21 protein-coding genes and 2 riboswitches are annotated in these 26,251 nt (G+C 62.8%); of the genes, 3 read left to right on the top strand and 18 right to left on the bottom strand.

The genetic code is table 11. From position 1 onward, the window contains the following. Window positions 1-30: 30 nt before the first annotated feature. The 12 genes from U6115_RS12055 to U6115_RS12110 form a co-directional block, all read right to left on the bottom strand. Window positions 31-585, bottom strand: a complete 555-nt coding sequence (locus tag U6115_RS12055; RefSeq protein ID WP_052258473.1) for an RHS repeat domain-containing protein — start codon at window positions 583-585, stop codon at window positions 31-33. A gap of 102 nt (window positions 586-687) precedes the next feature. Next, window positions 688-1,029: a helix-turn-helix domain-containing protein gene (locus tag U6115_RS12060; protein WP_043581533.1), complete on the bottom strand. Its 342-nt coding sequence runs from the start codon at window positions 1,027-1,029 to the stop codon at window positions 688-690. Between the two features lie 480 nt (window positions 1,030-1,509). Next, window positions 1,510-2,091, bottom strand: a complete 582-nt coding sequence (locus U6115_RS12065; protein ID WP_146008295.1) for a hypothetical protein — start codon at window positions 2,089-2,091, stop codon at window positions 1,510-1,512. 67 nt (window positions 2,092-2,158) lie between these two features. Then, window positions 2,159-3,361 carry an RHS repeat domain-containing protein gene (locus tag U6115_RS12070; RefSeq protein ID WP_146008294.1) on the bottom strand — a complete coding sequence of 401 codons (1,203 nt, stop codon included), beginning with the start codon at window positions 3,359-3,361 and terminating at the stop codon, window positions 2,159-2,161. Between the two features lie 208 nt (window positions 3,362-3,569). After that, complete coding sequence (locus tag U6115_RS12075; protein ID WP_080770384.1) at window positions 3,570-4,178, bottom strand: Imm43 family immunity protein; 609 nt, start codon at window positions 4,176-4,178, stop codon at window positions 3,570-3,572. Between the two features lie 9 nt (window positions 4,179-4,187). Beyond that, on the bottom strand, window positions 4,188-8,768 hold the full coding sequence (locus tag U6115_RS12080; RefSeq protein WP_059184201.1) for an RHS repeat-associated core domain-containing protein: 4,581 nt from the start codon (window positions 8,766-8,768) through the stop codon (window positions 4,188-4,190). A 15-nt stretch (window positions 8,769-8,783) separates the two neighbouring features. Next, on the bottom strand, window positions 8,784-11,852 hold the full coding sequence (locus U6115_RS12085; protein ID WP_101527450.1) for a type VI secretion system Vgr family protein: 3,069 nt from the start codon (window positions 11,850-11,852) through the stop codon (window positions 8,784-8,786). A 173-nt stretch (window positions 11,853-12,025) separates the two neighbouring features. After that, on the bottom strand, window positions 12,026-12,706 hold the full coding sequence (locus tag U6115_RS12090; RefSeq protein ID WP_043572513.1) for a TIGR02117 family protein: 681 nt from the start codon (window positions 12,704-12,706) through the stop codon (window positions 12,026-12,028). Window positions 12,707-12,858: 152 nt separating this feature from the next. Next, a complete protein-coding gene (locus U6115_RS12095) occupies window positions 12,859-13,473 on the bottom strand; it encodes a trimeric intracellular cation channel family protein (RefSeq protein ID WP_043572511.1) in 615 nt (204 codons plus the stop codon). A gap of 157 nt (window positions 13,474-13,630) precedes the next feature. Next, a riboswitch (glycine riboswitch) is annotated at window positions 13,631-13,728 on the bottom strand. Between the two features lie 4 nt (window positions 13,729-13,732). Continuing rightward, window positions 13,733-13,819, bottom strand: a riboswitch (glycine riboswitch). 69 nt (window positions 13,820-13,888) lie between these two features. Continuing rightward, window positions 13,889-16,360, bottom strand: a complete 2,472-nt coding sequence (locus U6115_RS12100; protein ID WP_043572507.1) for a DUF3141 domain-containing protein — start codon at window positions 16,358-16,360, stop codon at window positions 13,889-13,891. A 135-nt stretch (window positions 16,361-16,495) separates the two neighbouring features. Then, complete coding sequence (locus tag U6115_RS12105) at window positions 16,496-17,041, bottom strand: GNAT family N-acetyltransferase (RefSeq protein ID WP_043572629.1); 546 nt, start codon at window positions 17,039-17,041, stop codon at window positions 16,496-16,498. Between the two features lie 43 nt (window positions 17,042-17,084). After that, window positions 17,085-18,026, bottom strand: coding sequence for a LysR substrate-binding domain-containing protein (locus tag U6115_RS12110; protein ID WP_047237259.1), 942 nt, complete (start codon window positions 18,024-18,026; stop codon window positions 17,085-17,087). 108 nt (window positions 18,027-18,134) lie between these two features. Here U6115_RS12110 and U6115_RS12115 point away from each other — a divergent pair, with 108 nt between their 5' ends. Beyond that, window positions 18,135-18,743, top strand: a complete 609-nt coding sequence (locus U6115_RS12115) for an FMN-dependent NADH-azoreductase (RefSeq protein WP_043572505.1) — start codon at window positions 18,135-18,137, stop codon at window positions 18,741-18,743. Window positions 18,744-18,813: 70 nt separating this feature from the next. Here U6115_RS12115 and U6115_RS12120 read toward each other — a convergent pair whose 3' ends face one another. The 6 genes from U6115_RS12120 to U6115_RS12145 all read right to left on the bottom strand — a co-directional run bounded on the left by U6115_RS12120 (window position 18,814) and on the right by U6115_RS12145 (window position 24,059). After that, window positions 18,814-19,608, bottom strand: coding sequence for a substrate-binding periplasmic protein (locus tag U6115_RS12120; protein ID WP_080509638.1), 795 nt, complete (start codon window positions 19,606-19,608; stop codon window positions 18,814-18,816). Window positions 19,609-19,648: 40 nt separating this feature from the next. After that, window positions 19,649-20,446 carry a substrate-binding periplasmic protein gene (locus U6115_RS12125; RefSeq protein ID WP_043572498.1) on the bottom strand — a complete coding sequence of 266 codons (798 nt, stop codon included), beginning with the start codon at window positions 20,444-20,446 and terminating at the stop codon, window positions 19,649-19,651. 108 nt (window positions 20,447-20,554) lie between these two features. Continuing rightward, window positions 20,555-21,238, bottom strand: coding sequence for a substrate-binding periplasmic protein (locus tag U6115_RS12130; protein ID WP_043572495.1), 684 nt, complete (start codon window positions 21,236-21,238; stop codon window positions 20,555-20,557). A 319-nt stretch (window positions 21,239-21,557) separates the two neighbouring features. Beyond that, window positions 21,558-23,048, bottom strand: coding sequence for an aldehyde dehydrogenase (locus U6115_RS12135; protein ID WP_043572492.1), 1,491 nt, complete (start codon window positions 23,046-23,048; stop codon window positions 21,558-21,560). 47 nt (window positions 23,049-23,095) lie between these two features. Beyond that, entirely contained in the window at window positions 23,096-23,488 is a 393-nt protein-coding gene (locus U6115_RS12140; RefSeq protein ID WP_043572488.1) for a VOC family protein, read from the bottom strand. Between the two features lie 25 nt (window positions 23,489-23,513). Beyond that, window positions 23,514-24,059: a cupin domain-containing protein gene (locus U6115_RS12145; protein ID WP_043572485.1), complete on the bottom strand. Its 546-nt coding sequence runs from the start codon at window positions 24,057-24,059 to the stop codon at window positions 23,514-23,516. Between the two features lie 212 nt (window positions 24,060-24,271). Here U6115_RS12145 and ald point away from each other — a divergent pair, with 212 nt between their 5' ends. Further along, window positions 24,272-25,396, top strand: coding sequence for an alanine dehydrogenase (ald, locus tag U6115_RS12150; protein ID WP_043572483.1), 1,125 nt, complete (start codon window positions 24,272-24,274; stop codon window positions 25,394-25,396). Window positions 25,397-25,415: 19 nt separating this feature from the next. Then, on the top strand, window positions 25,416-26,168 hold the full coding sequence (locus U6115_RS12155) for a gamma-glutamyl-gamma-aminobutyrate hydrolase family protein (protein WP_043572481.1): 753 nt from the start codon (window positions 25,416-25,418) through the stop codon (window positions 26,166-26,168). The last annotated feature ends 83 nt before the right edge of the window (window positions 26,169-26,251 follow it).

The following is a 26,251-nucleotide window of genomic DNA, read 5'->3' on the forward strand; positions in this document are numbered from 1 at the left end:
TTTGGGCGGTGGAATTGGAGGAGGGCATTGTCAATTTCTTCTTGCGAGGCGGAACCCTTTGTGCGCAGCTGTTGGCTCGAATAGATAGCGAACCGTTTCTTTGACGCAGGGTTCGATGACCAGCACGTCGCCGTCCCAGCCGTACAGCGTGGCCTGGCCCTGGCTGATCTTGGCGATGCGGCGTCCCTGCGGGGCGTAGTGGTAGTCGGTGCGCTGGCCGTCCGGGGCGATGAGGCGGGAGAGGCGGTTGTGGCTGTCCCATTCCAGCTTGGTCAGGCTGCCGTTGACGCGCTTTTCCACCAGATTGCCGCGGCTGTCGTAGCGGTAGTGGTGGCCGGCGTACTGGCTCAGCAAGTTGCCCATCAGGCTGTTGTCCTGATGGCCGTCGGCGGCAGGGGCGTTGTCCAGCAAATTGCCTGCCGGGTCGAAATTGAAGTTCTCCACGCCCTTGGGGGTGGCGGCTTGCAGCAGGCGGCCGACCGGATCATAGCGGTAACTGAGCTGGCCGCTGCGGCTATCGGCGATGCCGACGAGTTGGCCGGCGGCGTCGTACTGGTACTGTCGGCTCCACTGCGTCGCGCCCATCAGCCGCTGGCTGCTCAGCCGGCCGGCCTTGTCGTAGACATAGCGGGTGGCGCTGCCGTCGAAGCCGGATTCGGCGGTCTGGTGGCCGTTGCGGAACGGGGGCTAGCTTTTTTGCAGGCGAGCTGCAAGCTGTTCGATCATTCCAACCAGCATGGTGCGATCTTCGTCCGCCAGTTTGGCCAGCAGATCGGTTATATACATGGCCTGATCTGTTGGACGATAGCTAGCTTCTTGTACCAAATCGGCTGTTGAGCAGCCGAAAATTTCCGACAGCTGCATCATGCGCGTGATAGTTGGGATGACCACTCCACGCTCCATCCTAGACATGGCTTCCAAGCCAATTCCAAGCTTTTCTGCCACCTCCTCCTGTCTGAGCCCGATAGATGTCCGGCGTTTGGCAATGGCTTTGCCAACAGACTTGGCGAGCGCGTCTTCATTTTGCATCTAGAGTCCTCCATTCGACCTATATGGTCGAGTGGCACTCCATTGACATGAATGACCGTCAGGGTTGGCGCTCAACTTTATAGGTTGGTAATCGGCATAGTGAGTTGATCTTGCGATGAGGGCGGGGAAGAAAAGTTGATGCGTGTCCATGAGACTTGTTCTTATCGATGGAGGTATCGCGATGACGAAGATGAAATGTCCGGAGTGCAACGGTAGTGGGGAAGTTCCTTGCGACTTGGCTTTTGCTACGGAGAAACACCCAGTGTACTGTCCTGTATGCCAAGGTGATCCAGATGTGAGGATTGATTGCCAGTTATGCGAAGGGGAGGGGAGTGTAGATATTTGATCTGATAAAGAAGATAGGCCTGCCGATTTTAAATTATTGGCAGGCCTAACTGATTGTGCTTTATTTAATGTGGTAAAGAAATTTTTCCATGTTGTGTGTAGCTTTTGCGATAAAGTAATTATGGATGCAATGTGCTATCCATAAAGATATTCGAAAAGATTTGAACAGTAATCATGTCCAATAATAGGGGTAATTGTATTGAAAAAGTCTTGCAAAAATAAATCTTTTACAGTCCCATCGTCATTGAATACATCAAATATTTGATATTTGCCGTAAACAATATCAATTGTTTCAGAAAGAGAATTTATAAAATCAGCCAGTGAGTCTGAGATTTTAACTGTTGAGCCCGGCTCGTATTGAGCTAGAATTGTAGTAGTTTCCTCGGATATTTCGGCAATAATAGGCTTTCCGCCGCCGATCTCATCCATGATAACAATTCTATTGCTAGGCCAATTGATTATTGCTTCTGTATTTCCTGATTTGTTTTTTTTGATGGCATAGCCGATTTGTGCATCATTTAGCTTTTCTAGGGGGTAAAAAGTCAGTGGTGTTAAACCTGTTTCAATTTCCACATCAACTGGATTAAAGTTATCGTATAGTTCTACTAGTTCTTTATTTGGTGATGTCGTAAATGGCCAATTTTGAATGGTTTGATTGCCAGTGGTGACGTGACCATTTAGTGAATATTTTTTATGTAGGGAGATGATTTTTTTCATCTCGGTCGCGATGTTTGTCATGTTGGCCTCGGTTTAAGTTTTCAATTTGGAAATTAGGTGTGATTAACTATAGTGGGCAGCTATCTTGTCCCATTTGGGATGCTGTTGCTTTTCTATCAATTAATCGGCCTTTTCCTGGAGTATCGTAATTTCCTCGGTGCCCCTGATTTCCCATCAAGTGCTCATCAAACCCACTCGGGTGAGAGCCATTTTGTAGAAATACGATGTTCCGAGGGTCACCTTTCCATGCAGTGCCGAGCTCGCCATTTCCTTTCACACTGTTGATGTGAAGGCCCGTATAGCCTGCTTTAGACATTATTGAAGACAGTTGCGCATTATTTTTTGTGTTCAAAATTGTTTCATGCTCACTTGCACTCCATTCTCGGCTACCGCCACCAGCTGCTACTAGTTCACGCTCTTCCCCCCAAGCACGATGAATTGCTGTGGCTCGTCCCCCTGGGCAAGGTTTGACACTACTTCTAGGTTTGTAGCGAACAAGCTGTGTAGGAGAGAGTCCTAATGGATCAATCCATATAACAGGGTTTAATGTATAACTATGGGTGTTGATTCCACCCACCAACCCAATCGGATCCCGCGAAATAAACCGCCCGATCTCCGGATCATAGTAGCGATGGCGGTTGTAGTGCAGCCCGGACTCGTCGTCATGATACTGCCCCTGGAAGCGGAACGGGTTGCGGATGCCGGCTTTGCCTGCGACGTCGGCGATGACTTCGCGCGCTTCGCCCCAGGCTTTGTAGTCCATTTCCAGCGCGAGCGCGCCATGCTCATCGGTCAGCGCCTGCGGGGTGCCCAGGTGGTCGGTGTGGTAGTAGTACACCGCCTTCGGCGCTTGTGGCTCAGGTCCGGCCTGACGCAGCGGGTCCTTGTCCGGGTCGTAGGGATTGTGCTGGCTCCAGGCCGGCACCTTGACGCCGCGGATGGCGTCGGTGTGCACCTGCGCCAGCGGCACGAAGCGGTCCGGCTCGAACAGGTAGTGCACCGCTTCCCCGTCGCGGGTTTCGAAGGCCAGCACGTCGCCGTCCCAGCCGTATAGCGTGGCCTGGCTCTGGCTGATCTTGGCGATGCGGCGGCCCAGCGGGTCGTAGTGGTAGTCGGTGCGCTGGCCGTCCGGCGCGATGAGGCGGGACAAGCGGTTGTGGCTGTCCCATTCCAATTTGGTGAGGCTGCCGTTTGCGCGTTTCGCCATCAGGTTGCCGCGGCTGTCGTAGCGGTAGTGGCGGCCGGCGTATTGGCTGAGCAGATTGCCCATCAGGCTGTTGTCCTGATGGCCATCGGCGGCCGCGGCGTTGTCCAGCAAACTCCCGACGGGGTCGAAGCGGAAGTTTTCGTTTACCCTTTCTGGTGTTCTCCTTCCTTCTGCTAATTTATTAAAAAACTAGAGTAAGGAGATCAGCTTGTTAGGCTGGTTTGGAAGCCTAAATTGCTACAGTATTTTTGAACGATAGTATATGATTTTTCTAAGCAAATCGAGCGTCTGCTATTTGGTCGCAACTTAAAAATTGAAAGCCATCCCATTCTGTTTTTTTGGCTTCCTGGTAGAAGCTTTCACTAAAAAAAACAAATCCAGTGAGTGCTATTTCTGTCGAGTGAAAAATATCACCAAGGTCGTTTCCTTTTATTGCCAGTGACCAAATTTTTTTTATTTCTCCATTTTTTCTTATGTCTAACTTTGATTTTTCTATGTCAACAATGTTGGATTTCCAAAATTTCCGTACCTCACGAATAAAGTAATATTTTTTTTGCGATATGGCTTGCCCCTTTTGATTCGTCACAGTGAGAGCTGCTCTTTCCCAAGTAGGAATGCCAAATTGATCCATTAATTCTAGGAACTTTCCAGAAACGATGTGGCCGCCGAATGTCGTGGCAAAATCAAAATTGTACTTTTTGTCTTTCGATATTAGGTAGAGTGTTTTTGGTAGCGGCTTTGGCATTTCTGGCGGCGGGGCGAAATTCCAATCATATTCCATGGGGATGTCGGCCCCTTTTTCAATAAAGCTCTCGTGCAACATGGCATTAATGAATGGAGGGCGACCGATACCATCTTTTCTGTTGAGAATGTAGTGCATTTTAATTCCTTAATTTAGCCTGCCACATGCCGCTTTAGTTGAAATGCGGCCACTGTTGATTTTTTTTCTTAAACTTATTTGTAGTGAAGAAACTTGATTTTTTGCTTGATCAGCTGTTATTGCACCTGATTCATATCTGTTTTGTATGCGAGAAAGCTTTTCTTCGACGAGCTGAGAGTAGTTGGCATGACTGCCACAGTGATAGACTTTTTTCCCCATTGTCTGAGCTGTTTTTTGACTATCAGGAAGTAAAACTCCATTCGGTGCCTTGTCGCGTTGGCCTTGATAACCAATAGCATCAAGGAATGATTTCTTTTTACCCCATATCTCTTCGGGAATTACGTGGTGAGCCTGCATTTTGTCACCAACAACTCCTCCTAGATCTTTATTGAGAACAGTACTGCTTAAGCCTAATGGGTCAAGCCAATTAAGAGGGTTTGGCGCATAGTCATAAATGTTAATCCCACCCATCAATCCAATCGGATCGCGCGAAATAAACCGTCCTATCTCCGGATCATAGTAGCGATGGCGGTTGTAGTGCAGCCCGGACTCGTCGTCATGATACTGCCCCTGGAAGCGGAACGGGTTGCGGATGCCGGCTTTTGAGGCGGCGTCGGCGATGACTTCGCGCGCCTGGCCCCAGGCTTGGTAGTCCATTTCCAGCGCGAGCGCGCCATGCTCATCGGTCAGCGCCTGCGGGGTGCCCAGGTGGTCGGTGTGGTAGTAGTACACCGCCTTCGGCGCTTGTGGCTCAGGTCCGGCCTGACGCAGCGGGTCCTTGTCCGGGTCGTAGGGATTGTGCTGGCTCCAGGCCGGCACCTTGACGCCGCGGATGGCGTCGGTGTGCACCTGGGCCAGCGGCACGAAGCTGTCCGGCTCGAACAGGTAGTGCACTGCTGCTTCGTCGCGGGTTTCGAAGGCCAGCACGTCGCCGTCCCAGCCGTACAGCGTGGCCTGGCCCTGGCTGATCTTGGCGATGCGGCGGCCCAGCGGGTCGTAGTGGTAGTCGGTGCGCTGTCCATCCGGCGCAGTGAGGCGGGACAGGCGGTTGTGGCTGTCCCATTCCAGCTTGGTCAGGCTGCCGTTTACGCGTTTCTCCACCAGATTGCCGCGGCTGTCGTAGCGGTAGTGGCGGCCGGCGTATTGGCTGAGCAGGTTGCCCATCAGGCTGTTGTCCTGATGGCCGTCGGCGGCCGCGGCGTTGTCCAGCAGGTTGCCGGCGGGGTCGAAGCGGAAGCTTTCCACGCCCTTGGGGGTGGCGGCTTCCAGCAGGCGGCCGACCGGATCATAGCGGTAACTCAGCTGGCCGCTGCGGCTGTCGGCGATGCCGACGAGTTGGCCGGCGGCGTCATACTGGTACTGGCGGCTCCACTGCGTCGCGCCCATCAGCCGCTGGCTGGATAGGCGGCCGGCCTTGTCGTAGGCCAGGGTCTGCTGCAGCGCATTGCCCAGCATGCGCTGGGTTTCGCGGTGCAGCTTGTCGCGCTCCAGGTTGAAGATATCGCGCTGGCCGAACAGCAGGCCGTGCACGTGGCCGCTGCCGTAATTGAGCACGTCCACGCGGTGGCCATCCGGACGGATGGTGGCGATGCGGTTGCCCAGCTTGTCGTATTCATGCTGCCAGCGGTAGGTTTCCTTGACGCCGGCGACGTGGTAGCCGTGGTGCTCCTCGACGACGTTGCCGACAGCATCGTATACCCAGCGCAGGCTGGCGTAGCGGTTCTTGGCCTGGAACAGGCGGCCGGCCGGGTCGTAGCCGAAGCTTTCCTTGCTGTTCGGCGCGCTGCGTTCGATCAGGCGGCCAGCACGGTCGTAGCGGTAGTCGGTGGCGACGTCGCCTTCCACCTGCTGCGCCAGGCGGCCGGCGTTGTCGTAGACATAGCGGGTGGCGCTGCCGTCGAAGCCGGTTTCGGCGGTCAGACGGCCGCCGTCGTCGTAGTCGAAGCGGTAGTAGCGGTGGTTTTCGTTGCGCAGCGCGGTGAGGCGGCCCAGCTTGTCGTACTGGTAGCCCAGGCTGTGGCCGTTGGCGTCGGTGCGCTTTTGCAGCCGGCCGGCCTTGTCGTATTCGTAGTGGGTGTTTCGGCCCAGCGGGTCGGTGATTTTCAGCAGGCGGGCTTCGGCGTCATGCTCCAGCAGGGTGGCCTGGCCGTCCGGCTGGACGATGGCCTGCAGCGTGCCGTTGGCGGCGTACTGATAGCGGGTGGCATTGCCCATCGCGTCGACGATCAGCAGCGGGCGGCCGCGTTCGTCGTACTGCCACTGGGTGGCGCTGCCGGAGCAGTCGGTATAGCTTTCCAGCAGGCCGTCCGGACGATAGGCGATCTTCTTGGCGCCGCCCTTGGCGTCGGTGATGGCCACCGGCAGGCCTTGCTCGTTGTACGCGTACTTGGTCTTGTGGCCGAGCGGGTCGGTTTCCTCTATCAGCTGGCCCATGTCGTCGTAGGCGCGCAGCCATTTCTCGCCCATCGGGTCAATGATTTCGACTAGATTGTCCTGTTCGTCGTAGGCGAAGCGCACTTCGCTGCCGTCGGCGCGCTCGTGCCAGATCAGGTTGCCGTTGGCGTCGTAGTCATAGCTGTCTTGCGTGCCGTCCGGGCGAATATGGCTGAGCAGCTTCTTGTCGTCATCGAATTCAAACCACTCTTCTTTGTAGTCCGGATAGACGATGCGGTAGTTGTAGCCTTTTTCGTCGAAATAGTATTCGGTGGTGCGGCCATAGGCATCGGTGACATAGGTGAGATCGATGTTCTCGTCCCAGGCCAGGCGCACGTCCAGGCTGCCGTCGTCGGCGTATTCGCGAATGGCGCGGGCGTCCAGATGCGTGCCATCCCATTCCAGCGTGATGCCGCGGCCGGTGCGGTCGGTGTAGCGGGTGATCAGGTGATGCTGGTACTGGTAGCTCCAGCTTTCGCCGTTTTCATCGGTGGCGGCCAGCAGGTCGCCGGCATCGCCGCCCAGCTGCGGGATATCGCTGTAACGGTATTCGGCCAGCGTGCGTTGCGGCAGGCCGGTTTCCAGATTCTGCAGGGTAACGCGGGTGACGCGGCCAATGGCGTCGTGATTCAGGTCCACTGCGTAGCCGGCGCTGCTGACCAGCTGGCTGAGGCGGCCATCGCGGAAGTTCATCGCAATGCTGTTGCCGGCGCGGTCCTTGATCAGCGCCAGTCGGAAGCTGTCGCCGTGGCGCTCGTACAGCTGGATCAAGTCATGGCCAAAGGTCTGCGACAGCAGGGTGTCGGATAGGCGGGTGAGCGTAAAGCCCTCGATGCCGTCCTTGTGCGACTCGCCTTCCGGCAGCAGCGGATAGTCCAGCGTGCGGCCGCTGTCGTCGTGGAATTTCAGCTGCCCGCCTTCAATGTCGAAGCGGGCGGCGTAGGCAAGACTCCAGCGCGCGCCGAACTCGCCTTTTTGATCGTTGCCGCCGAAGTTGGAACGATATTGCCGTGTCCAAACAATAGGAAGAACACCCGGAAGGCTGAAGTCGGTGTGTTGTAGCGACTCGTCGCCAAAAGCGTACCCGATGGAGGCCTGGGTGCTAGCGCACGCACATTTTGGCCCTGGTTTGGCGAGCTGCTTGAGCTTGGCGGCAACTTCCTTCACGGTCTGTTCGACCTTTTTCTTGGCGGTATTCACCGCCTTGGTCGCCACCGCCGCCGCTTTTTTCGGCAGGTGATTGAGGAAGGCTTTCAGCAGTTTGTCCAGCAACGGCTTCAGGTGGCTGCTGTACATCTTCATCAGCATGTCCACCAGCATGCCCGCCCATTTGGCCATGGCCGCGCCCAGGCGCTGCATCAGGCGCGCGGAAACTGTGCCTTTCAGGATGGAGTCGATCTGCTTGGCGGCGGCCACCGTCATGCCGGCGGCCGCTTCGGTGCCGGCATCGGCAGCGGCCTGGTTCAGCGAATGCAGGTGGGCGCTGACCGTGCCCCAAAAACCTTGGTCATTGGTTTTATTGAGGTTGTACCGGACGGGCGCATGCTTGACGTTCTTTTGCACATAGGCGCCGAACTTGCCGGTGCCCAGGCTGGTCAGCAGTTCGCCCATGCCGGCGATGATGGTGGCGCCTTTGGCGCCGCAGACTTTCAGCTCGTTCTGGATCTTGCCGTCTACATACTTTACCCATTCCGCCGGCGAGTTGCGGTAACTGGCCGGCAGCATGGTCACCAGCTTGGCCGCCAGGCCCGCTTCGATCTCGCCCTTGGCCCAGTCTTTGCCGGCGCGGCGCAGGCTGGTGGCGCACAACTTAAGCGTGGGCCGCGCGCCCATCTTGAACAGGCCGCCGGCCGCGGGGATCACGCCGATCAGGTCCACGCCGAGGAACAGCCAGTCGAAGACATCGACCTCCTGATTGGCGCGGGACTTGTTGGACATGTCGACGATGTCGACGATGACGTCGCCGATGGAAATCAGGTTGCCCACCACCGGCACTGCGGACGCGATGGTTTTCAGGCTCTCCACCGACAGATGGCCGTCGCTGATGCTGCGCAGCCATTTATCGAAGTCTTGGCCGGTTTGCTGCAGCGCCTGGGCTGCGGCTTGAGGCGTGGCGGGAATAACGGCTACGGGGCGTGCGAGGGCTGCGGTCGTCATGATGGCGAGTATCTTTTACAGTATTTTCTTGAGCAGATTGGCTGCGTTCGGGACGGTGGCGGCGGAAGAAGCCAGTTGCTTCACATCGCGCGCCTGCTGCAGCATGGCCTGCGCCTGGCCGGCCACTTGCTTGGCCTGGTCCAGCGTATTCTTGGCTTGGGACAGTTGGCCGGCGGCCGCGGCGACGCCGGGCGGCAAGGTCTTGCCCACCAGGCTGGAGAGCTGGCTCATCGCCTGCTTCTTCACCGCCTCTCCGCCCACCAGCTGTTTCACCGCTTCTTCCGGCTGTGGCACAAAGGGGAAGATGTCGGCCTTGTCCTTGTTCGGCCGGCCCAGGAAGTCGACCTGGGCGGGGCCCACCGGCAAGCCGTGCACCATCGCCTTGCCGGCCTCGTCCAGCACGCCCTTGTGTTTGACGCCCAGCGCGTCGGTGACGACGAACTTGCCCTGGTTCATCGAGACGCCGTTGGCGAACTCGTGGATGACCTGCAGATTGCCGGTGCCGGGCTTGGCGAATGCCGGGGTGGGGGTGCTGAGGCTGGCCGGGCCGCTCAGGCTATGGCTGGCGCCCTTGACGCTCACTTCGCTGGGGCAGTGTATTTCGATATTGCCGCCGGCGATGCGGATGTAGCCGCCGCCGCTGGTGAGCAGCACTTCCTGGCTGGCGGCGATCTGCACCTTGCCCTTGGCCGAGGTGATGGTCAGCTCCTTATCCGCCGTCAGCTCCATCGCGTCGCTCTGCGCCTGCACTTGCACCTTCCCCTTCGCCGCGATCAGCTTCAGCGCCACCTTGTCCTTCACCCCCGCCACAAACAGGCTGAGGTGCTGGCCGACGTTGTGGATCCAGCGCCGGCCGGTGGTGTGGTTGGCGTCGCGTTGGGCGATCAGGTTCAGGTTTTGCCCGGCGGAGACGGTTTGGCTCTGCTCGGTCAGGGAGGCGATGCCGGCCGGGCCGGACAGCACCAGCAGCGGCTGTTGGCCGGCTTGGTCCTGGGCGGTTTTGCCGTCTTTGTCGGTGTTGCTGCCGGCTTCCCAGGCCTTCAGCGCGTCGGCGTGGTGTTGCAGGTGGCCTTGGGATTTCTTGCCGGTTTTGGCGTTGTCCGCGCTGATTTCGTCGGGGCCGGTTTCCATGCTGTCGGCCAGTTGGCCGCTGGCGGTTTCGGCCAGCGCTTGGGATAGGCTGAGGGCGGCGTCGAGCTGGCTTTGGGCGTGCTCGCGCGCCAGCTGTTTGCCGGATGCGCCGTTTTGCGCTTCGGTGGACAGCAGCAGGCCGTGGGCGGCGCGGATGGCGCCGTGCTGGTCGGTTCTGAGTTCGAAGCCGTCGCCGCGCGGCTGGGCTTTGCCGTTGCTTCTTGGGTGGGCGAGGTAGCCCTGGTTGAGCTGGGTCTTGCCCGCTTCGCTGGATAGCTTGGCGCGCACTTCGCCGGGGGTGTCGTCGAACAGCAGTTCGTTGTAGCCGCCGCCCTGGTGTTCCTTGGATTTGATGCCGGACAGGGTCTTGTTGGCGGGCAGGCTGCCGGCGCTGCTGAAGTCGGGCGTGGGGTGGCTGCCGTTGTACAAGACGCCGGTGATGACGGGGCGGTCGATGTCGCCTTCGATGAAGTCGACCAGCACTTCCTGGCCGATGCGCGGGATGAACTGGTGGCCCCAGCCGGCGCCGGCCGAGGGCATGGCGACGCGCAGCCAGCAGGAGGATGTGTCGTCCATTCCGGCGCCGATGGTCGGGTGTTCGTCCGGCCGCTGCCAGTGGAATTGCACCTTGATGCGGCCCTGGGCGTCGGTGTGGACTTCTTCGCCGGCGGGGCCGACCACGGTGGCGGTCTGCACGCCGAGGCTGGTGGGCTTGGCCGATTCGGTGCCGGCGTAGGCCGGCGTCAGCGGGATGCCGCGGCGCTGCGCCTGGATCTGGCTGGCGAAGGGGGCGGCCTGGCTGTCGCTGTCGGCCAGCAGGCTGGGGGCGAGGGCGCGCAGTTGCTGGGTCAGCTCGCTGGGCAGGTTGTTGCGCGCTTGCAGCGTCTGGCCGGTGACGACGAATTCGCGCTGTTCGTGGCTGTCGGCTTCGTGCGCCGGGTGGTCGTCCAGGCGGAACCATTGGCCGGCGGTGAGGCCGCGGACGGCGCCGCCGCCTTCGAATTGTTTGGCCTGCAGGTCGTGCGCCTGCTGGCGCAGCCGGGCGTAGTGGCTCAGTTGGTCGGCGTCGCCGGCGTAGTACAGGCCCTGCGGGTCGTAGTCCTGCAGGCTGGATTGCAGCGCCTGGCCGCCCTGGCCCTGGTCGATCTGGCTGCTGTCGCCGCTGTGCTGGGTGGACACCGGCTGGTAGTCGAAGCTGGCCAGCGCGACGTTGCCGGGGACGATCTGGCGGCTGGCGTGCCAGGCGGTGAGGCCATCCTCGTCTTCGGTGGCGTCGCTGCGGTGGAAGCGCACGCGTTCCACCTCGGCCGGCGGCAGACTGTAGGCGTCGTCGAACACCACCAGCTTGACCTGGGGCGTGTCGCCGTCGACATGCTCGAAGCGCCAGGCGTAGCCTTCCTCGTGCAGCAGGCGGACGATGAAGTCATAGTCGCTTTCGCGGTATTGCAGGCAGTAGCTGCGCGGCTGCGCCGGGCCGACCTGGATTTCGATGGCCTGGCCGCGGGCGAAGGCCGGGTTGGCGGCCTGGTGCTCTTGCAGGATCTGCTGGACGATGTCGGGCACCGTCAGGTCCTGGAACACCCGCGAGGTGCGGCGGTGGCGCAGCAACGCGAACGGCGGCTCGATGGTCAGTTCGTAGCGGGCGAAGCCGCCGTCGGCGCCCAGCTGCCGGGCCTGGGACACCACGCCGCAGCGTATCGTCTCCTGGCCCTGGGCGTCGGCGATGCCGAGGCGGGCGGATTGACCGAGCAGGGTCTTGAGTGCGATGGCGCCGTCGGGCGACAGGCAGGTCAGGGTGAAGCGATAGGGCCGGGACACGCCTTCCTCGCCGTCCAAGCTTTGCGGCAGCAGCTGCTCGGCCGCGACATGGCCGTCGCCCAGTTGCAGGGTGAGCTGGCGGCGGTCCTGGGTGAAGGCGGAGGCGAAGCTGGCGAGGAGGGCGCTAAGGTTCATGGCGATGACAAACGCAAAAATACCCTCGGAAGAGGGTATGGATTGGCTATTAAGCGGAAGCCGGCATTTTAAAGGGTGGGGAGCTTGTGTTGCAACCGAGGGTAGGAGAATGGCGCTTTCACCTGAACAAAAGGACAGGTTGTTGCCATTTTTCCTGTGCGGATGGGATTGGCTCAGCCATGAAGGCGCCAGAACAAGGGCCGGGTGAACGGCGACCATAAGGCAGTGCGCACGCCGGCGGCGGCCAGCGCGTTGCGGGTCCACTGGTTGCAGGTGACGAACGGGGTGTAGCGGCCATGGGCCTGATAGAAGGCATCGTTGCCATCATAGCGCTCATTCGCCAGCCAAAGCGGTTTGCCATCGGCGCCGGCCGCGGCGCTTTGCCGGATGAATGCCGCCAGTTTCGCGTACTGGCCGGGCGTGAGCAGGATTTTCCGGGTATCGGCGTCCTCTGCCGGCTTGGGCAGATATTCGACGTGCAGCACGCTGGCGTCCGAGGCCAGCGCGGCGATGGCATTGCCGGCAGTCAGGTCGGCCCAGCTGCGGGTGCGCAGGAAAAAGGTGCGGCTGCCCCAGCCGATGGCGAGGTACGGCTGCGCGGCGGACAGCTCGGGCCGCTGAGTTTGGCGCGGAGAGAATAGCGCGTTCCAGTCTTGTTGCGGCGTCTGGACCGGCAGCGCCAGGCTGGTATGCACGCCATTGCTGTCCTGCAGATACACGGCGATGCCGTCTGCCGGCGCTTGCCAGCCCTTGTTGACTGGCAGCAAGCCGGCCAGCAGGGCTGCCAGCAGGTAGAGGGCGGGCAGGGCCAATAGTCCGGCCAGCGCGCGGATGGCGAGGCGGCGGAGGGGCATGGTTGGGCGGATTGGGGATGGGCGCATGTGGGAGGCGGGGTCTGGGCCGGCGAGTCAGCAAAGGGGCTGATCATGGCATCCCGGCGGGGTGGCTTCAAGCATGAGGCGCGCCGATCAAGCGAAACGCCCCGCGGCAGCGGGGCGTCGGCGGTTCAGTGGTGATCGTGCCGGTAGGCGAATACCGGCAGCTGCCATTCGCGCCACAGCGCGGTCAGGCGCAAGGCCAGGCCGAAGGCGAAGCTGGCGGCGATATTGTAGTCGTGCGGCAGGTTCAGCTGGTTGAGGCCCATGTAGAGCACGGCCACCAGCAGCGACACGCTGGCGTACAGCTCGCGGCGAAACACGATGGGCACGCGGTTGCACAGCACGTCGCGCAGGATGCCGCCGGCGATGCCGGTGATCATGCCGGCCATCGCCACTATCACCGGATGGTAGTGCATGCCCAGCGCCACGTCGCAGCCGATGATGGTGAAGGCCACCAGGCCCAGCGCGTCCAGCACCAGAAACAGGCGGTTCAGATGGCGCATGAAGCGCGCGGCCAGCACCGCGGCGATGCCGCCGGCCACCACCAGCAGCACGTATTCCGGGTGCTGGGTCCAGCCTATCGGGTAGCGGCCCAGCACGATGTCGCGCACGGTGCCGCCGCCCAGGGCCGTGAGGAAGGCGATGACGCTTACGCCAAAAATGTCCATGTGGCGGCGGCCGGCCGCCAGCGCGCCGGTCATCGCCTCGGCGGTGATGGCGATCAGGTAGATCAGGGTCAGCATGATGGTGTCTTGCGAGGTTGCGGCAATAACGCCGGACGAGCCGGCTGCGGAAGAACAGGGAATGATGTGCGGGCGGGCCATCGGCAAACGCCGGGCGCGCCGCGGAATGGCGAGCGGGACAAGGCAGACTCCTGGGTGGATTCCGGGCTACGGAACAGCCTCTCCCCTTGTCCTTTTACCTGAGAGTTGCATGGCTTGCGGCCACTTGCCCCTTCGGTGGGCTGCTCGGGGCAGCCTCTCTCCAATCGGCTTGAATCAATGAAACACTGCGGTACGGCTTGCCTGAGCGATTATGGGAGCTTGCGTCTTCGGCGGGGGCATGGCCCCTCTCTCCCGCAGAGAGACGCAATATTAGCTTTTGCTATTGGAATAGTCAATGTCAGAACCGGGGCGCTTTCGCGCCCCGGTTGCCGGATCAGGCCTTGCCTGGGCGCTTGGCCGGCGTGGCTGTCTTGGCGGTTTTGGCCGGCGCGGCGGCGGGGGCTTGGCCGTTGGCTTTGGCGGGAGATTTGCGCGCGCGCGCGGCGGCGGGTTTTGCCTCGGCCTGGGCGGGTTTGGCGGCCGGGGCGGCTTCCGCGGCGGATTTTGCCGCGGGTTTGCGCGCGGGCGCCGGTTTGGGCTGCAACGCGACGGCGCTGGCTTTCTCGGCCTTGATTTCCGCCGGCGCGGCTGCCGTTTCCAGTTGGGGCAGAATGGACGGCGCAGTCGGATGGCCAGGGGCGGCGGGCATGTCCAATTGCAGCGTCCTGGCCACTTCGTCCAGCCGCGCCTGGTGCTCGGCCGGGATCGGGCCGTTGAGCGTCAGCAGGTCGCGCGCCAGCGTCCAGGCTTGGCGGCGGCGATGCGCGTCGGGCAGCAGCGCCGCCAGGCCGTTCAGCGCGCGCGGCGCGTCCAGCCGCACCAGCGCCACCTGGTGGCGGACGATGTCCTTCAACTGCATCAGCGTCAGCGGGTATTCGTGCCTGACGTCGCGCATCACGCGGCGGATGGCGTTGAACGGCCGCTCATCCACCACGCCCATGCCGATGCTGACATAGAGCAACAGCCGCACAAAGCCGTCGGCCAGCGTGCCTTGCTCGAAGCTGGGGGCCAGCGCCTCGCGCTTCAGGCGCGCCAGTTCGCGGCTTTCCCAGGCAAGCGCATGCCGGCGCGGCTCGCTTGCCGGCTGCACGCCGACCAGCGTCGCCAGCTGCGGCGATTCGTAGATGGCGCGGAACAGCTGTTCCTGGGCGGCGTCGCGCAGGTCGCGGTAATGATCCAGCGATTGGCCGATGAAGCCGGACAGCTGTTCCTGCCATTGCCACAGCGGATTGTCCAGGGGCGCCGGGCGGCGCTGTTCGCGCACCTGGGCGGCGAGGCCGGGCAGCCACCACAGCCAGGGGTTTTTCGGCGAGATCAGCGTGCGTTCCAGGCGGGCGGGGTGCAACTCGCGCAGCAGGCGGGCGCCGGCTTCGTTGCCGGCGGCGCGCAGCAGCGGCGAGGCGAAGCGGTCATACAGGCCCTGGTTGATTTCCGATACCCGCTTCACCACTTCGAAGGCGTGCTCGTCGTCGCGGCCGTCGTCCAGCGCCAGGATGTCCGATACGTCGCGCGCTTCGAAGCGGATGATGTAGCGGCCTTCGATGTATTCCTGTCCCGGCGCGTCGGGCGCGATGTCTTCGATGACGGCTTCGTACAGGCCCGGCGCCAGCACGTCTATCAGGTCCAGCGCGCTGGCGAATTCGCTGTGCTCCTTGTTGGCGACGCCGGCGGAGACGAAGATGCCGAGGTGGCCCACCTTGTTGTGCAGGCAGTAGACGATTGTCTGTTCGTTGTTGCGGATGTCTTCCACGTTGTCGTAGAGGTCGGCCACCCAGTTCAGCGCCTGCTGCGGCGGCGTGATGTTGTCGCCCCAGGAGGCGAACACCACGATGGGAGAGCGGATGTTGCGCATGTCCACCCGCAGCTTGCCGTCATGGCTGGCGATTTTGCCGTGCACCAGATCGTTGCCGACGAACAGCTTCTGGGTGATCCATTCCATTTCCGCCTTGTTCAGCAGGTAATGGCCGCCCCACCAGCGCTCGAAATCCAGGTAGCGCTGCGGTTCGGTGTCCACTTTGGAATAGAGGTTGTAGGACTTCTTCCATAAGGTATTGGCTGGGTCCAGCTTCTCGAAGTTGCTGACCAGATGCGCGCCGTCGAAGCGGCCGTTGCCGAGGTCGCCGGCCAGCGATGCGGTCCAGGTGCCGCCGTTCAGCCCGCCGGCGTAGCGCATCGGGTTCTTGCCGCGCACGCCGGCCCAGTAGGATAAGGGCGATCCGGCCAGCAGGATGGGGCCGACCAGGTCCGGCGCCACCGACGCCAGCATGGCCAGCGCCCAGCCGCCCTGGCAGTTGCCGATGACGAAGGGCTTGCCGTCGCTATTGGGGTGCAGCTCGTTGACGCGCTTGAGGAAGACGCCTTCGGCCTTGCTGACGCTTTCTATGGTTTGTCCGGGCACCGGCTGCGGGAAGAACATCACGAAGTAGCAGGGGTGGCCCTGTTGCAGGGCGATGCCGATTTCGCTGTCCATCTTGAAGCCGCCTATGCCCGGGCCATGGCCGGCGCGCGGGTCTATCACCACGAAGGGGCGCTTGGCGGCGTCGGTGGGCGGACAGCTGGGCGGCGGCTCGATGGCGGCCAGCGCGTAATTGGCCGGGTCGGGCAATTCGCGCCCGTCCAGGATGATGCGGTAATCGAACACCAGCACCGGCGGCTTGCCGCTTTCGCAATGCTCCAGATAGGTGGCGCCGCGCCGGTACAGCGTGTCCCAGTACAGGACGCCGCGCTGGCAGGCATCGAGCCAGTAATCAAACAGCGGTTGTGCGAACGGGAGTGTCCCGCCTTGAACTGCAGTAGCTGACCACATTGCAACCCCTTGCTTTGGAAAAGATGGAGACGGACGCGGCGGCCCATGACTGAGCCATGGACGCCACTGTACTCGCTTGTTGCTGCAATGCAATAAAAGCGGATGGCGGGGGCGGACACTTGTGGCGCGCAGCCATCATTCTGTTGCAGTGCAATAGCGGTTAGGAGTGTCCGCGCCGGCCATCGGTTCCAGGCGTTTTTCCATCACCACGCTGCGGTAGGGCTTGTCCGGCCATTGCAACGGCGCTTCCATGCGGTAGCCGCGCCTGAGATAACGGCTGACCAGGTGGTGGGCTTCCACGGCGGTATCCAGCCGGATGGCGCGATAGCCCTGCGCTTGCGCCCAGGCTTCGGCGGCGGCGATCAGCCGCTCGCCCAGGCCCAGTCCTTGGCAGTCCGGCGCCACCGCCAGCTGCACCAGCACCGCGCCATCCGGCTGGCGAAACTGCGGGCAGGACGAAGCCGGCAGCGGATGATGCACCGTGACGGTGCCTATCAGCTCGTCGCGGTGCCAGGCCAGCAGGCAGTGGCCGCCGGCGATGCGGCGGCGGGTCACCTCGGCGCTCTGGCTCACCGCGGTATAGGGCAGTCCCATCGCGCCCAACTGCGCGTAGGCGCGGTGCAGCAGGGCGGTGAGGGCGTCGATGGAGTCGGTTTCGGTCAGTGGACGGATGGTGAACATGGCGGAGCGGAATGGAATGAACACCATTCTGCCAAAGCAATAGTCATGCCGGGCGAATGTCGCTGCGCCCCCAGTCGCCCGCCATCTCGTCGCTGATCAGCTCCTGGGCGATGAAGTCGAGAAAGGCGCGCACCGCCGGCGACAGGCCGCGGCGGGTGGGAAAGGCGGCGTGCAGGATGCCCCAGGGAAAGTCGTATTGCGGCAGGATGTGCCTGAGCCTGCCGTCCGCCAGCGCCTGGTGGCAGACGTTGGCCGGCAGCGCGGCGACGCCGACGCCGGCGATGGCGGCCTCCAGCAGGACTATCATGTCGTCGGTCATCAGCCGGGGCGTATCCAGGTGGATGGTGTAGCTCTGGCCGATGTTGTCCAGCAGCGTCCATTGGCCGCGTCCGTCGGGCCGGCTCATGCTCAGCGCCGGCAGCGCCGCCAGCCGCTCCGGCGCCTGCGGCTCCCCATGCTGGCGGATGAAGTCCGGGCTGGCCACCAGGATGAAGCGGCTCTTGCCCAGCCGGCGCACCACCAGGCTGGCGCTGTCGTCTATCACGTTGCGCACCCGCAGCGCGACATCCACGCTTTCTTCTATTAGGTCTACCCGACGGTTGGTGGAGTCCAGCGCCACCCGCACCTGCGGATGCAGCGCCAGAAAGCGCGGCAGCACCGCGCTGAGCATGGTTTTGGCCAGCAGCTCCGGGCAGCTTACCCGTATCAGCCCGCGCGGCTCGGCGCTGCTTTGCAGGATGGCCTCATGGGCGGCTTCGGCCTCGGCCAGCATGGCCTGGCAGTGCTGATAGTACTGGCTGCCGATCTCGGTCAGCGCCAGCCGGCGGGTGGTGCGCTGCAGCAGGCGCGCGCCCAGGCGCTGTTCCAGTTCGGCCACCCGGCGCGACAGCCGCGACTTGGGGATGCCCAGCGCGCGGCCGGCGGCCATGAAGCCGCCGTGCTCCACCACCTTGGCGAAGTACATGAGGTCGTTCAGATCATGCATGGGATTGTCTCATTGGTGGAACAATGTTTCCAATTTTAGCAGTCTAGTGCGGATTGTTGCGCATGCCTATCATGCACTCATTCCCACCCGACACGGAAAGACCTCCAAATGAAACTGCTCCATCTCGATTCCAGCATCCTGGCCGACAACTCCGTCACCCGCGAACTGTCCGCGGTGGTGGCCAACACCCTGCGCCAGCGCCATGACAAGGTGGAAACCACCTACCGCGACCTGGCGGCCAACCCGATCGCCCACCTGTCCGGTGAAATCGTCGGCGCCCGCTTCACCGCCGAAGCTGATTGGACCGAGCTGCAGCGCAGCGAAGCGGCGCTGACCGACCAGCTGATTGAAGAATTCTTCGCCGCCGACGTGCTGGTGATCGGCGCGCCGATGTACAACTTCTCTATCCCGACGCAGTTGAAGAGCTGGATCGACCGCGTAGCCGCGGCCGGCCGCACCTTCAAGTACACCGAAAACGGCCCGGTCGGCCTGGTGCCGAACAAGAAAGTGGTAGTGGTTTCCGGCCGCGGCGGCGTGCACAGCGGCGAGCAAGGCAGCCTGATGGATTTCCAGGAAGACTTCCTGGTGAAGGTGCTGGGCTTCCTGGGTGTGACCGACGTGGAAATCGTCCGCGCCGAAGCGATCGGCATGGGCCCGGACAAGCGCGCCACCTCCATCCACCTGGCCAAGGAAGCCATCGCCAAGCTGGCGCTGTGATTCCCGCCCAGCTCGGATGAATGAAAAGCCCGGCGCGCTGCCGGGCTTTTTCGCGGCCATCCGGCGTTGGCTATTCCAGCGGCTGTTTGAACAGTTGCTCGACGGCGGCGGGACTCAGGTGGCGGCGCATGATCGCGCGCATCGAGCCGTCGCGCAGCATGCGGCGCACTTCCTCGCTCCACAGCTCGGCGGCACCCTGGCTGAAGCGGGCCTTGCTCAGCGCGATGCCGCCGGCGATGATCTCGCTGTCCGGGAAGAAGTCATGCACCGTCACCTGCTGCTGGGCCTGATGGTTTTGCAGCCACGGGTCGTAGCTGACGGTGTGGCCGAAGGCCGCGGAAACGACGCCGTTGCATACCATTTTGTACAGGTCGTCCTCGTTCTCCGCGACGACCACTTTGTGCTGCAGCGTCAGCTCGTCCAGCATTTTCTGCTGCGCCGGACTGTGCCGGTAGCCGCGCACCATGCCCCAGCGCAGGTCGGGCAGCTTCAGCAGCTCGGCCAGGGAGTTGGCCTGCACGCCGCGGTGCAGCAGCACCATGTTCTTGCTGTGGTGGTAGGGGAGCAGCCATAGATAGCGCTGGCGCTCCGGGGTGATCAGCGTGGACGTGCCGATATCGGCCTGGCCGATTTCCAGCAGCTTGAGCACGCGCAGCCTGGGGTAGTCGGTTTCGCTCTGGATCGGGCAGTTCAGCCGCCTGGCCAGCTCATGGATGATTTCGGGGTCGTAGCCCTTGCCCTGGCGGTAGGCGATGCCGAAGTCGTAATAGGCGATGGCGAGCGCGCCTTGCGGGCAGGCCGGGTTGGGCGCCGCCCGCGCGGCCGCCAGGCAAAGCGCCAATAGGCAGGCTGCCAACCATTTCATCTGCGCACTCCGCAATCGATGGCCGCTGGGGCCGCTGCATTCAGTCTAGCGGCAACTGCATCATTTGCTTGGCGGCGCCGTCGCTGATGTAGCGCCGCAATATGCCGAGCAGGCTGCCGTCCTGGTCCATTTTCAGCAGTTCCTGATGCCAGCGCTCGGCCGCTTGCCGGCTGAAACGCACCTTGCTCAGCGCCATGCCGCTGGCGATGGGCGTGCTGGCCGGGAACAGGTCCAGCACGGCGATGCGCTTGGCGAGCAGCGGGTCGCGCAGCCAGCGGCCATAGCTGCCCGGCAGGGCGAAGGCCGCGGTCACGATTCCGTCGTTCAGCATCCGGTACAGATCGTCTTCGTCGTCGGCCACTACCAGCCGGCGCTGCGCGTCCAGCTGCCCCAGGAATTGGTCCTGCTCCGGACTGTGGCGATAGCCGCGCACCATGCCCCAGCGCAGAGCCGGATCGTTCAGCAGGTCGGGCAGCGTGCGTTCCTTGAGGGAGGGGTGCAGCAGCACCATGTTCTTGGTGTGGTTGTAGGGGTAGATCCAGGCGTAAGCCAGCCGGTCCGGCGTGGCCAGGGTGGAGGTGCCGATGTCTATCTGGCCGCTGGCCAGCATTTTCAGCGCGCGCAGCCGCGGCAGCTCGGTCTCCGAGGCGATCTGGCAATGCAGCCGGCGCGCCAGTTCGCGCACCATGTCCACGTCGTAGCCCTGGCCCATGCGGTAAGCCGCGCCGAATTTGTAAAACCCGACTCGCAGCGGCCCGTTGGGACAGGCCGGATTGGGCGCGGCCTGGCAGACGGTGGCGAAGAGCAGGGCAAGCGCGAGGCAGATGTTTCGCCGCATTTGGTGTATTTCCTCCCTCTCGTGGATTCATCTCATGTTCCGTCGGCGCGGAAGCCGTTTCCACCCCTTGGCGGCGCGCGCGTTTGTTGCGCCGCGCGGCACGCTGCGTCAGGGAACGGGCGAACGCAGCAGGTAGTCCGCGGTTTCCTCGCTGAGGAAGCGGCGGAAGATGTCGCGCAAGGTCCCGTCGCGGGACATCTTTTTCAACTCCGCATGCCATAGTTCGGCCGAAGCTTCCGGGAAGCGCTTTTTGCTGAGCGCTACGCCGCCCGCGGTCGCCTCGACATCCGGAAACAGATCCAGCACGACCACCTGGTTGCGGATGCGCGGGTTTCTGAGCCAGTCGTCGTAGCTGGTCGGGTGGGCTAGCGCGCCGGTGATCACGCCGTCGGCCAGCATCTTGTACAAATCGTCCTCATCGACGGCCGGCACGATCTTGTTGCGTTTGGCCAGGTCAGCCAGCAACTGGTCCTGCATCGGGCTGAACTTCCAGCCGCGGATCACGCCCCAGCGCAGCTTGGGGTCGTCCGGCAGGGCCGCCAGGGTGCGGGCTTGAACCTCGGTGCGCAGCAATACCATGCTCTTGCTGTGCTTGTAGGTGTAGATCCACGCGTATTGCAGACGGTCCGGAGTGGGGGTGGCGGAGGTGGCGATGTCCACTTCGCCGATTTGCAGCATCTTGAGGGTGCGGATCCAGGGAAACACGCTCTCGCTGGCGATGGGGCAATGCAGGCGGCGCGCCAATTCGCGTATCAGGTCAACGTCATAGCCGCGTCCGGCGCGGTAAGCCAAGCCATACTCGTAAAATCCCACTCTGAGCGGCCCGGAAGGGCAGGCGGGGCTGCTGTCAGCTGCCTGGGCAAGGGGGGTGAGCCAAAGCAGGCCGACTACGGCAAGTCGGTAGATTCGCTGCATGCGGGGAAATATCCGGAAGTCTTTGATTTCAATCATAGCCCGGCTGTCGGCGGCTGCTAGCTCCGGCTGGCGCGCGGCGGCTTTGCGGGCGAAGAGGGCAAAGACAGGCTGGGTGGGTGAGTTCAGAATGCGCGGCGGAGGGGGAGGCGGAGGGGAAACGCGCCGGCCCAGGCGGTGCCAGGCCGGCGCAGAGGGTTTACAGCTTGATCAGCGTGCTTTTCAGCTCGGTGTATTTCTCCAGAGCGTGCAAGGACTTGTCGCGGCCGTTGCCCGATTGCTTGTAGCCGCCGAAGGGGAAGTTCATGTCGCCGCCTTCGTCATAGCAGTTCACCCAGACGGTGCCGGCGCGCAGCCGGCGCGAAACCTGATGGGCGGTGCTGACATTGGCGGTCCACACGGCGGCGGCCAGGCCGTATTCGGTGTCGTTGGCGATGCGGATGGCTTCCTCGACATCGTCGAAGGTGATCACCGACAGCACCGGCCCGAAGATTTCCTCGCGGCAGATGGCGAGATCGGGGCGCGGGCAGTCGAACACGGTCGGCTCGATGAACAGGCCCTTGTCGGCATGCGCCGCCTTGCCGCCCAATAGCAGGCTGGCGCCTTCGCTCACGCCTTTGTCGATATAACCGAGCACTTTCTTGTGCTGGATGCCGTCGACGATGGCTCCCATGCTGGTTGCCGGGTCGAGCGGGTCGCCCGGATAGTAGCGGGCGGCGGCGGCCTGCAGTTCGGCGAGGAAGCGTTCCTTGATGGCGCTGTGGACCAGCACGCGCGAACCGGCGGTGCAGACTTCGCCCATATTGTAGAAGATGGCGCCGGCCGCGCTGCGGGCCGCCTGCGCGAGATCCGGGCAGTCGGGCAAGATGATGTTGGGCGACTTGCCGCCCAATTCCAGCCATACGCGCTTCAGGTTGGACTGGGCGGCGTAGCCGGCGATCAGCTTGCCTACCGCGGTGGAGCCGGTGAAGGCGACGCAATCGACGCCCATGTGCAGGGCCAGCGCCTTGCCGACTTCGCCGGGGCCGGGCAATACCTGGAAGATGCCGTCGGGAATGCCGGCCTCCTTGGCCAGCGCCGCCACGCGGATGGCGGTGAGCGGCGACTTTTCCGACGGCTTGACGATGACCGCGTTGCCGGCGGCCAGCGCCGGGCCGAATTTCCAGCTGGCCATCAGAATGGGGAAGTTCCACGGCACCACCGCGGCGACCACGCCTACCGGCTCGCGCGTCACCAGGCCGACGAGCTTGGGATCGACCGGCGCCACTTCGCCGCCTATCTTGTCTATCGATTCGGCATACCATTCCACGCAATGGGCGGCGGCCGGCACGTCGACGCTGGTGGTGTCGCCGATCGGTTTGCCGGCGTCCAGCGTTTCCAGCAGCGCCAGTTCGTCGGCGTGTTCGCGGATCAGCGCGGCGAAGCGCTTGAGAATGCCGCCGCGCTTGATCGGCGGCAGGCTGGACCAGACGCCGGATTCGAACGCCCGGCGCGCGGCCTTGACCGCTTTGTTGACGTCGGCTTCGCCGCAGTGGGCGATGTCGGCCAGCTTGGCGCCGGTGGCCGGGTTGACGCAATCGAAGCGGCGTTCGTCGTCGGCATGCCGGTAGGCGCCGTCGATGAAGGCGCGGCCCTCGATTTTCAGTTCTGCAGCAAGTTGTTTCCAGTCGGCATGCGTACTGCGGGACATGGTTTTCTCCTCTTGTGTGGTGCTGCTTTGCGGTTGCGGTGCGGATTTCAGGCGGAAAGGGGACTGCACAGTTCGATCAGCGCGCCGTCCGGGCTGCGCAAGTAGGACACCGTCTGCCCCCACGGCTTGCGCGCCGGGGCTGCCAATTCCTGCGCGCCGCATTCCAGCGCCCGCCGGTGCGCGGCCTCCACCTGTTCGGTGACCAGGCCGATTTCCATGCCCAGCGGCTGCGTCGAATCGCTGGCGCGCACGTGGCCGGCGGGAAGATTCATCGCCGCCAGTTCGTGGCTGGCGAAGGACAGGACAGTGTCTCCGGTGTCGAGCTCGCCGTAAGCGCCGGATTCGTGCAGGAATTTCTGCTTCAAGCCGAAAGCCTGGGCGAAGAAACGCAGCGAGGCGGCGACATCCGGCACGTAAACGATGGTGTAACCCAGCTTCATGGAACTCTCCGTTGGTTGCTGCGCATCAGAATGTGGGCGGCGAGCTGGCGCTCACCATTTCGCAGATGTCGTCGCCGACGTTGCGGAAGCGGTGCGGCAACTTGCTGTCGAAGTAATAGGCGTCGCCCGGCCCCAGCACGCGGCTTTCATTGCCCACCGTCACCTCTATGCTGCCGCGGATGATGACGCCGCCTTCCTGGCCATCGTGCACCAGCATGTCCGGGCCGGTATCGGCGCCGGGCAGGTAGCGTTCGCGCAGGATGGCGATGTCGCGCTTGTCGTGGCTGGTGCCCACCAGCATCAGGTTGATGTCCTCGTTGCCGAGATTGGGCAGCTCGTCCGCCTGGTAGAACACCCGCGGCTGCGACGGCTCGGCGTCGAAAGTGAAGAATTCTGCCAGCGTGATCGGCAGCCCTTCCAGTACTTTCTTGAGGGAACTGACCGAAGGGCTTACCCGGTTCTGCTCGATCAGCGAGATGGTGCCGTTGGTGACGCCCGCGCGCTTGGCCAGCTCTCTTTGCGACAAGCCGAACCGTGTCCTGACCATTCTCAACCGTGCGCCGACGTCCATTCTTCCTGCTCCATCAATATGTTAATAATTTTAGACATTTGAGGCATTGTACCGCGTGGAAGCGTCATTGTGCTTGCTGCGTCGCAAAATCGATTATCTTTGCAAGGATGAGGGTTTATAGTCAGAATCAGCTGGAAGGAGCAAGCGCAATGTGAATTTTCTTAAACGCATGTTGTTTGCTTGCCCATGAACAGAACCAGATGGAGGCGACTATGCTGATCGGCGTTCCGAAGGAGATCAAAAACCACGAGTACCGGGTGGGCCTGACCCCGTCCGGCGTCCGCGAGCTGGTGGCGAACGGACACAAGGTACTGGTGCAGACCCAGGCCGGCCTGGCCATAGGCTTTACCGACGAGCAGTACATCCAGGCGGGGGCGTCCATCGCCTCCAATGCGGAAGAAGTGTTCGAGCGGGCCGAGATGATAGTCAAGGTGAAGGAGCCGCAGCCGGTGGAGTGCCGGCTGCTGCGCCCCGGCCAGGTGCTGTTCACCTATCTGCACCTGGCGCCGGATCCGGAGCAGACCAAGCTGCTGGCCGAGTCCGACGCCATCGCCGTCGCCTATGAAACCGTCACCGACGAGCGCGGCGGCCTGCCGCTGTTGGCGCCGATGTCGGAAGTGGCCGGCCGCATGGCGATCCAGGCCGGCGCCCACGCGCTGGAGAAGGCGCAGGGCGGCCGCGGCGTGCTGTTGGGCGGCGTGCCGGGCGTGGCCCCGGCCAAGGTGGTGGTGATAGGCGGCGGCGTGGTGGGCCTGAACGCCGCGCGGATGGCGATGGGCGCCGGCGCAGACATCACCATCCTGGACAAGTCGCTGACCCGTCTGAAAGAGATAGACATGGTGTTCGGCGGCCGCATCAAGACGCTGATGTCCAACAGCGCCAATATTGACGAAAGCATACGCGAGGCCGACCTGGTGATAGGCGCGGTGCTGATTCCCGGCGCGGCGGCGCCCAAGCTGGTGACGCGCGCGATGCTGAAAACCATGAAGCCGGGCGCGGTGCTGGTGGATGTGGCGATAGATCAGGGCGGCTGTTTCGAGACCAGCCGGCCGACCACCCACCAGGACCCGATCTACACCGTCGACGGCATCGTCCATTATTGCGTGGCCAATATGCCGGGCGGCGTGGCGCGCACTTCCACCCAGGCGCTGACCAACGCCACGCTGCCGTACATGCTGGAGCTGGCCAACAAGGGCTGGCGCCAGGCCCTGTTGGACAACGCCCACTTGCGCAACGGCCTGAACATCTGCCGCGGCCGCGTCACCCACCAGGCGGTGGCGAAGGATCTGGGTTACGCCTATGTCGACCCCATCGAGGCCATCAAGGCCGCCAGCTGAAAGAGGAGCGCAGCACACCATGCAGCAAGCGATCATCGGCATACCCAGCGACGTGAAAATGATAGGCAAGCTGCCGTTTCACGCGGTGGGCGACAAATACATCGCCGCGGCGGCCGGCGGCGCGGGCGGCCTGCCGCTGCTGATTCCGTCGCTGGGCGACGAGAAGCTGCTGCGCGCCACGGTGGCGCTGCTCGACGGCGTATTGCTGCCGGGTTCGCCGTCCAATGTGGAGCCGCATCATTATGGCGGGCCGGCCAGCCGGCAGAGCACGTTGCACGATCCGCAGCGCGACGCCACCACGCTGCCGCTGATCCGGCTGCTGCTGGAGGAGGGCGTGCCGTTGCTGGGGATCTGCCGCGGCTTCCAGGAGATCAACGTGGCGTTGGGCGGCGAACTGCACCAGCACGTGCAGGAGCAGCCCGGCCTGAACGACCATCGCGAGGCCGACAGCGAGGAGGTCGCCGAGATGTACGCGCCCTCGCACGCCGTCAGCTTCGTCGAAGGCGGCCTGTTGGCGGGCTGGACCGGCCAGCGCGAGGCGCGGGTCAACTCGCTGCACCAGCAGGGCATCAAGCGGCTGGCGCCGGGGCTGGACGCCGAAGCGCATGCCGAAGACGGCCTGGTGGAGGCCTATCGCATCCGCGAGGCGCGGGCTTTCGCCTTCGCGGTGCAATGGCATCCGGAGTGGCGCTATTGGGAAAATCCGTTGTCGCAGGCGATCTTCAGCGCCTTCGGCGACGCCTGCCGCGCGAGGAGGGCCGCCCGGGGATGATGGCAGTGCCGCGCGCCGGCCGGTGAACCCGGCGCGCGTTTTGATGACTCATAAAGAAGCACCTCCCGATCCAGAGCCGTATC

It is taken from the genome of Chromobacterium subtsugae, assembly GCF_035919665.1.
Classification (GTDB): domain Bacteria; phylum Pseudomonadota; class Gammaproteobacteria; order Burkholderiales; family Chromobacteriaceae; genus Chromobacterium; species Chromobacterium subtsugae.